At 64.6% G+C, this 8,583-nt stretch carries 6 protein-coding genes; 2 read left to right on the forward strand and 4 right to left on the reverse strand.

Annotated elements, in window-relative coordinates; genetic code table 11:
* The 4 genes from RDU12_RS08895 to RDU12_RS08910 form a co-directional block, all read right to left on the reverse strand.
* Positions 1-1,566, reverse strand: a 1,566-nt coding sequence (locus RDU12_RS08895) for a DEAD/DEAH box helicase (protein WP_308684467.1), incomplete at its 3' end; no start/stop codon positions are given.
* Positions 1,551-2,513: a hypothetical protein gene (locus RDU12_RS08900; RefSeq protein WP_300289135.1), complete on the reverse strand. Its 963-nt coding sequence runs from the start codon at positions 2,511-2,513 to the stop codon at positions 1,551-1,553. The genes RDU12_RS08895 and RDU12_RS08900, both read right to left, overlap by 16 nt.
* The gene (locus RDU12_RS08905; protein ID WP_300289136.1) at positions 2,510-3,886 is read right to left on the reverse strand and encodes a hypothetical protein; all 1,377 of its coding nucleotides are present in this window, start codon (positions 3,884-3,886) and stop codon (positions 2,510-2,512) included. Before RDU12_RS08905 ends, RDU12_RS08900 begins: the two co-directional genes overlap by 4 nt.
* A gap of 149 nt (positions 3,887-4,035) precedes the next feature.
* On the reverse strand, positions 4,036-5,112 hold the full coding sequence (locus RDU12_RS08910) for a hypothetical protein (protein WP_300289137.1): 1,077 nt from the start codon (positions 5,110-5,112) through the stop codon (positions 4,036-4,038).
* A gap of 408 nt (positions 5,113-5,520) precedes the next feature.
* Here RDU12_RS08910 and RDU12_RS08915 point away from each other — a divergent pair, with 408 nt between their 5' ends.
* Together RDU12_RS08915 and RDU12_RS08920 are read left to right on the forward strand one after the other, a co-directional pair.
* Entirely contained in the window at positions 5,521-6,333 is an 813-nt protein-coding gene (locus RDU12_RS08915) for a hypothetical protein (RefSeq protein ID WP_300289138.1), read from the forward strand.
* 139 nt (positions 6,334-6,472) lie between these two features.
* A partial coding sequence (locus RDU12_RS08920; RefSeq protein WP_308684468.1) for a Z1 domain-containing protein occupies positions 6,473-8,583 on the forward strand: 2,111 nt, incomplete at its 3' end.

The raw sequence follows: 8,583 nt of genomic DNA on the forward strand, positions 1-8,583 counted from the left end.
CCCCCAGCGTTGCCTCAGGCCTGACTGACTGTGCGGCTTGGTCGGGAACGAACCGCTGGCCAAGGCCGGGTCCCATTCCGCCTGGCAAATCAGCCCGGAGTCGACGACGTATCGGACCCCCTTCACGGTCAGAGAGGTCTCGGCCAGATTGGAGGAGATCACGATCTTGCGGCGCTCGCCCCGGGAGCGCGCGGCAATCGCCTTCTCCGCGATGTCGGGCCGGACCTTCGACAGCAGCGGATAGACATCGAAGCTTGGGCCGACCTGGTCCTTTATGCGGGCCACCACATCGCGGATAACCTTGTCCGTCGGAAGGAAGGCGAGGATGTCTCCCCATTCCGTCCCACGGGCAATGTTCACGACTTGGCGCACCACCGCGTCCGGCATTTCCAGGCGCCATCGGTCGGGTGGGATTGGCCTCTCGCAACGCAGCGCCTGCAGACGCCGGGTGCTCTCGCGGAGATCTTCCCTCTTGCCGTCCTCCTCTGGCCCCTCCGCCGCCCAGCCCGGAAACCTCAGGCCAGGCGCGATCTCAAGGCCTTCTCGAAGGGTCGCCTCATCGATCGTGGCGTCTGGAAAGAGCGGGACGCCGTAGCCGAAGCTCTTCGCCGGAGGGATTGACGAGCGAAAGACGTGCTCCTCGCCGCCGAAGTACGCTTCAAAGAACTCCCGGTCGAGGGTCGCGGAGGTGACGACGACCCTGAGGTGCTCGAACTGGCGAACCGCCTCGCGCAACTGGGCCAGGATGATGTCGATGTTCTCGCTGCGCTCATGCGCCTCGTCGATGATCACCATGCCGATCCGGGCCAAGCGGCCATCCCGGATCCAGTTGATCATCGTTCCGTCGGTCACGTAGATGAGCTCGCACGCGCGATCCCAGTACTGCTCCCCGCTCACTTGGAATCCGACCGGAAATCCAGGGCCGAAGTGGCGGGTGCATTTGAGGCTATCGCACCCATGGCAAAGCTCTTCACCCACGTAGCGCGCCAGTCCTTTGGCAGCAGCACGGCGTGGCTCAGTGACAATGATCGGGCCGAAATCGGTTGGTCTGAACGCAGCGCCCGGCGGCGGTTTCATCAGGCGAAAGGGCATGAAGGTCGACTTGCCGGTCCCCGTTCCGGCCTCGACGATCGCAACCTGCCGGGTGGCGAGCCCCTCCAGAATCCGCAAGACGTCGTCGTCGGACATCCCGAAGGGGTGCTTGGCGAGGTCGACAGTCCGCTCCCGTTCCCTGTGAACGACGGGCAAAGGTCCGAGTCCGCCGAGAGGGCCGGTGGGGTTGGCGGGGTCCGACACTTCCCCAATGACCCGGAGATCGATGTATGGCGTCGGAAGCGCCCGGATGATGCGCGCGTGCGCCCGCCTGTGTCTTTCACATCGGTCCGAGCGGCCTTCGCCGCGCTCCAGCTTCCGGCGTGCCCAGCTTGCTGAATACTCGAACCCGGGCTCGTGCTTGCCCTTTGATCGCGCCCGCCCCGCCAACCGCTCGGCGCGGCAATCCTTGCATTGCGCCTGCCACAGGGAGGTGGTCGCGGCGCTCCGCGGTTGCATCACGCCGTCGTCCATGCCGTTCCCTCCTCATAGGCGCCGCCGCGGTAATAGAGCGGAACTACCGCCACGGAGCCGGGATAGCGCATGAGGTGGCGGGTCACCGCCCGATAGAAGCCCACAACTGCGGTCGCGAGACCGGTCTGGTACATCCGGATTACCGTTGGTCCCCCACCGCTCAGGGCTTCCAGCTGGCGCAGCGACGTCTCGTAAACGAGCTCGTCGGTGAGCCCCGCCGGTCGCGGCTGGCTGATCCGCGCGTTGCGAAGCCAGGCCCCGTCGACGAGGTGGTCCATATCCACATGCCTGATGGAGAGCAGCGTGAAGCTGAGGACCCGGCGATAGTCCGGAGTTTGGTCACTGAGCTGAAGGGCTCGCAGCGGGAATGCGGGACCGGGCGAACCATCGAGATAGCGAACCGGGAGCTCTACGGGTGAGGTCTCGTTTCCACAGTGGACGAACTCACGCAGTGTTTCGGTAAGCACGGAGTTCGAGACGCCGTCAGGACGGATGACAGCCTTCTCTGGGGTTCCTGCAGTAAGCGCCGCCTCGATCAGAGAGCGGAAGCGTGCACGCACCACTTCCGTCGTTGGTCCGCCTTCACTTCGCCAGCGCTCGGCGGGGAGCGGCGGTCCCCGCCCTGCCTCGCCCTCCAGCAAGGTCTCTCCCTTACCGTGAGGAAGCCGCAGTTCCACGACGACCCAATCGGCCGCCCTCCATTCATCGATGAGACGAGTATCGGCCGGTCCGGGGTCGACGATGTGGGGCTCGCCGGCCCAGAGCGATGTGAGCGCAACACGCTCGACCGCCGTCATCAGGGCATCAAAGCGCAGGATTTCGGTGCGGTCTCCCGGCGGCAGCTTGGTGGAGCGGCGGAGGGCCTCCGCCGCCAGCCTTTCCAGACGCGAAACCTCACGGCCCACAGCCTCCGGCAGACGTACGACGGCAACCGTTTCCCGGCTCATGCGCGTCCGATCCTCAAGGATCGCAGCCGGCCCTCAATCTGCTGGTCAAGCTCGGCCAGTCCGTCGGGGCACCGGATGCATGGCACCTCGGCGGTCAGCAAATCCGCCAGGTCGGTCGGGACCAGCAAGGCGACGTCGGCAGCGGGGAAATCGGCTGCAAGCTTTCGCAGGATCGCTTCATCAGCCGGCGTAGGAAGTCCTCGTGGAACCACAATCATTGGCCTGCCGGCGGCTGGCTCCGCCGCCGCAGCAGTGGACCACGGCATCGCGCTACCCCCCTCGACGGCGACGGCGCCATAGGAATCCAGCACTGTGAACAATACGCGATCGGCTCTGTCCTCGAAAACCCGCACCCCTTCCGGACCGCCCGCAGCCTTGTCCTGTGAACCGAGACGCCGCATGAACATCCCGACCATGAGTGCGGCGCGGCACGTCTCCGACTCCGCAAGCCGCGCCGACCGGTCGGTCCGATCGCACCCTCCCATCAGGATACTGGGCGCGCGCGGCGTAGTAGCCAGAATGAAGTCGAGTTCCACTGTGGACCAGACGCCCGACATAAGGGTGTAGCAAAGCCTCTCGGGGGCGAGGACCCCGCGATCCATGAGTACAGCGCAGCGAGCACGCAGGTCGTCCGGCATGGGCGTCACGGCCATGAACAGTCTGCGTGATTCCTCCGGTGTCAGGGTGCCACGCTCCTGCTCTCCCGCCGGAAGCCCGAGGCTCCGGGCGTAGCGCCGCAGCGCAGGGGGTATGTCGCGCCCGAATCTGATCTCCATTGTGCCGCCATTCTGGAAGGCATCGCAGAGGACCAAGGCCAGCATCGCCCGATTGGCCTCATGGGCGGCCAGATGAGGCGCCTCACAGGTAAGGTAGTTGTCTACCCGGAGCCCGTCGAATCGGGGCTCATGCTGCACCGTCGCCAGACCGATGATCACATTCTGGCAGGCCAGCTGGATCGGCCGTTGCACGCCCCCACGCGGGCGGCGATCCTCGGCGACATACTCTTTGCGGTATCCCTCGGCAATCGCGTGTACCCGGCGCATCACGCCGGGACGCGCGGCGAATTCCGCCGCCACTGTCTCAAGATACTGGGAGGCGTCCGAGTCCAGCAGCGCGCCCTGTTCATCGGCCGGAATCAGATCCAGGTGCCAGCGGACGACGACGCACGGCGCTGGTCCTGGCTGCGGCGCATCCTTGCCACACCACTTCTCCTGGCTGACGCATACAGCGCACGCGATCGATCGATCATCCACCGGGAGGAGGGGGATCAGATTTGGAGGCGGAGGGTCGAAGCCGCTTTCGAGAATCTCGAAGCCCTGACTGATTCCCATCCGATGCGGACGCTCATCCGGCCAGTACACGAGCGCGGCCAAATCGCCTCCAATCCTTCCTGTCAATTGCCGCCATACCCCCGCCGGCGTCCGAAGTCCGCGGTCGGCGCAAACACGGTCGTAGCCGTCGACGTTGATCCCGACTCCTGGTGCCGAACGAGGACGGGCTGATATTCGGGCGTCTTTCACGGTCAGCCGCTCGCGCTCGCAGGGTCGTTCGAAACCGTGTGGACGACTTCGTGGAGGCCGATCAGAGCGCAATCATGCGTCCTGAGTTCTGCGTTGGCCTGGGCCACTACCTCCTTCACCGAGTCACCGAAGGTCCCGTTGGACACGAAATGGAACTGGGTAACCTGCCCCTCCTTTAGCGCCCAGACGACATTTTCCACTTGGTTCCGGAAATCCTTGCTCGCGTACTTCACGCCGCCTTCCTTGGTGTGCTTGAAGTCGATGCCAATCTCCTCCGTTCCGCGACCGATCCTGACATCACACTCGATCGTCGCCCGGGAGGGCGAGCGCCAAGTTTCGCCGTCGTTGCTACGCCGATTGAGGTGAGACTTGTCGCCGAAAGTCACGACATCTTGGCCGGTCCGGATATGCAGGGCTGGCGCGCCCGCATTTACAGGCTGCGAAACGCTCCGCCCGAGCGCAGCAGTACCCATGATCTCGTAAGCAGCGCCCACGGCGGCGTTGGAGTTGCTGCCGAGCTTGCTTGCTGATCCGGTCGCACCGCGTTGCCCGCGAAGAGTGAGTTCGCGCACCAGGCCGCCTGCTTGGGGCGCCATCAACAGGACGGTCGCGACGTCATGAGGGAACTGCCCCTTGTACTCCTGAGGGATGCGGCCATTTCGCTCGAACATCGCAACCAAGTCAGCCCGCATCTGATCGGACGCCCAGTGTCCCTTGTCCGTGAGAGCCCGGATTGCTGACTCCACGTTCGCACGCGACGCAGCGCTTGGTTTGCGATCCCCGAAGGCCCCGAAACGGGCTTCAAGCGCGTCGCGTAGCAAATGACGACCTTGGGCCCTGAGCCCTTCGAGTTGCCGGTCGAGTTGGGCGAGAAGCTCCGGCGAAGCACCTTCGCGTCGTGCCTGGTCACGGACGAACTCTGCTCGCGAAACCAACTGATCGAGGCTTGCTCCCGGCCGGGCTGCTTCCGCAGCACGCGCGAGCTCGGCGATCTTCTGCGCCGACTCCGTCCTCTCTGGATGGCGTACCGCGACAGGCGGGGTCGTCGCCGCTAAGTCGGGCGGTTTCGCACAAGCCATCGCTCAACTCGACCCAAGCTAACGAAACGAAGTCGCTGTTAAACCGAGGCGATTTCGCCCGCCTAGATCGAACATCGTTAGGTTAACAGAAGTCTCCCTGCGCGCCTATACGGCCAAGCCTGGGAGCCCCGCATCCTTGGTAGCCGGTGTTAGGCGCGTCCGGTTCGTGTCCTTCGCAGAACGCACCTTATGCGCATTTCGCGAACGGGACGGGAACAACAGTTAGGCGCATGAGGTTCGAGCGTCGGCAGCCCGCCCGAGGCCCTGATCTGCCCGTGCAGCGGCCGTCCACAGATGACAGCGCTGCCGGGCGTGGCGAATGCTTAGGGGCCGCGTGGTTTTCGAACGATTTTGCTGGGGAGCCCGCCGCGGGGCGCCCTAGTATGTCCGTCCGACGGGGGGAGCCGGATGGCGCTGACGACACCTGCAGACCTGTTCGACCTTCCCGAAGGAGGGGAGGTTTCGAAGCGCAGCCTCTACGACCTGATCCAGTACTCCAAACAGCCGGCCTCCACGCACTGGGGCGGGCCGGACTGGCGCATTGGCAATACGCCCCAGCAGGGCATCAACTGGATCGGCCAGCCGCCCGGGGTCAGGGGCGTCATCATCAAGACGCGGCCTGGCTCCTACGTCCACGATGGCTGGGTGGATGGCGAAATTGACGTCTACCGCTACTCTTTCAAGGCGCGAAAGGACGTCGTCAGCCATGACGAGCTGGCGAACCGGGTCCTCATCGACCAGCCGCTGCAGCTTTACCCGGTCCTGCTGTTCACCGAAGCTGGAAGCCGCTGGCGGTTCGAAGGCCGGTTTGCCGTTACGGAGGTGGCGGACGCCTTCGTGGTTCTTCGACGAGAAACGGAACTGGCGCCGGCCGCCGTCGAACCCGGGGAAATAGTCTGGCGCGAAGGGCGCAAGCGCTACGTCACCCACCTGCTCGCCGAGCGCAGCCGTGCCATGGTGGACTTCCTGAAAGGTGCCGGCTTAGGGATCTGTGACATCTGCGACCATGACACCTCTGCGACCTATGGGGTTCCGGTTATCGACGCCCATCACAGAACGCCGCTGTCGACATGGACGGGAGATCATCCCGTGACGGCCGCGGACATCGCCCTTGTCTGCCCCAACTGCCACCGCGCAGTGCACGCCCACATGAGACAGTCGAGCGAGGGGTACGACGCCGTCAGGCAGAAGATACGGGCAAAGCTCGGCGAGGCTGGATAGCCTCCCGGACGCCGGCGTCTGGCACGCCCGGCTTGCCGCGGCCTGCAACTGCTACGCGTCAATGGACGTGGGTTCGCCTCTTCCTTTCACTCGCGCCGAATCGGTTCAATCAGTCGTTCGAACTCACGGAGAAGCCACCTTGCCGTCGCCCCAGGCCCTTCATTTTCTGAACCTTCTCGAGGACGCCCTGCCTGGGACCGGAGACATTGATCTGGCCGCCAATAAGGTACGCCGGACCCTGGAAGGCATCTTGGGCGTCGACGCTCCGGCTTGGCTCGCTGACCTCGAGGAGGCGAAAGAACTCCTGAAGCAGCAATTCCGGATCACGATCCTTCGTCGCAACTCGATCCTTCGCGACCGCCCGGAATGGTACCACGGGCCCCAGCCGGGTGATCACCACTGGAGCGCGCTCAAGACCTATCTGACCGGCCCAAAGAAATGGGGCGTGGACACGGTGGACGGCATCGACGAGGCATCCAGCGAGGTGGTCTCCTTGCTGGAAGATCCGGGCCAGAAATCCTTCTCCTCACGCGGCCTCGTTGTTGGCTACGTCCAGTCCGGCAAGACGGCCAACATGACGGCGGTCATCTCCAAGGCCGTCGATCGCGGCTATACCCTGATCCTCGTCTTCGCGGGCCTGACCGACAAGCTGCGCCAGCAGACCCAGCGCCGGCTCGAGGCGGATATCGTAAAACGCCACCCCACCCTGTGGCACCTTCTTACGACCACTGACATCAAGGGCGAATTCCAGATCCCTGCGCAGGGCCACCTGATGGGGATGGACCGCGCGCAGATTGCCGTGATGAAGAAGAACGTCGCACCGCTCGAACGCCTGCTGAAGGTGATCGACAAAACCCCGGCCTCTGACATGCGCCGGCTGAAGGTTCTGCTGATCGATGATGAGTGCGACCAGGCGACCGTGAACTCCGCCTCCCGGGAGATGGACATGTCACGGATCAACGAACAGATCCGTCTGATCCTGAAGGCTTTGCCCTCGGTCTCCTATGTCGGTTACACCGCCACGCCCTTCGCCAACGTCCTGATCAACCCGTACGCTGACCAGACCGACACCTTGGATGACCTCTACCCGCGGGACTTCATCACCGCCCTGCCGCTGCCAGACGGATATTTCGGGACCCAGAAGCTGTTCGGTCGGACGCCGGCCGATCCGGCGAACCCGCAGCCGGACGAAGAGGGCATGGATGTCGTCCGCGAGGTCCTGGCGGACGAGGAAGCCAGGCTTCAGGCCCCGAGCCAGAAGGCCCAGGCCGGCTTTGCGGTGGAGATGACGGCCAGCCTGGAGACGTCGATCCTGTACTTCATCGCCTCCTGCGCCGCCCGACGGGCCAGAGGGCAGGACCAGGAGCACATGTCGATGTTGGTCCACACGTCGTCAGCGATCGTCATGCATGAAAAGGTCGCAGCCCTGATCGGGGCGTGGCTGGACGAGAACCGTAAGGCGCTGCTGAACGGCACGGGTGCCATCTGGAAGGCTCTTGGGGCGGCCTGGAACGACGAACGCGGCAAGGTCGACCGCCCCGGAGGCAGCGAGACCTTCAGCCAGATCAGCGGGTTCGTGCCCGAAGTTTTGAAAGCCCTGCATGTGCCGGTCGAGAACGGGGCCAGCGATGACCGCATCGACTACACCTCCGGACCTGTCACCTACATCGTGGTGGGCGGCAGCATCCTGGCGCGGGGACTGACGCTCGAAGGCCTCTGCGTCAGCTACTTCCTGCGGACCTCGAACCAGTACGACACCCTGCTTCAGATGGGGCGGTGGTTCGGTTACCGGCACGGCTACGAGGACCTGCCGCGGCTGTGGATGCCGGAAGCGCTTCGCGTTCGCTTCCAGTCACTGGCCGCCGTCGAAGCGGAGATCCGCGAGGACATCGGCAGCTACAGCCGCAAGCCTCTGGTGACGCCGATGGACTTCGCCGTTCGCATCCGGAGAATTCCGGGAATGGCCATTGTCGCCCGAAGCAAGATGCGCCACGCCCGTCGTGTCAGCATCGGCTACTGGGGCCGACATCTGCAGACCATCCGGTTCGCCCGCAACAATCGCGGGCTGCTTGAGGCCAACTGGAAAGCCGCCAGCCAGCTGGTCGAGGCTGCAGGCGCTGAAGGCCAGCGTGACGCGGCCTTCGCCCGGCCGCTCTTCCGCGACGTTCCGCGCAGCGCCATCATCCGCTTCATTCGGGAATACCGCATCGACGCGACCCATCAGGACCTCGACACGGGACTCCTGCTGCA

This window comes from Brevundimonas sp., from assembly GCF_031082345.1.
Classification (GTDB): Bacteria; Pseudomonadota; Alphaproteobacteria; order Caulobacterales; family Caulobacteraceae; genus Brevundimonas.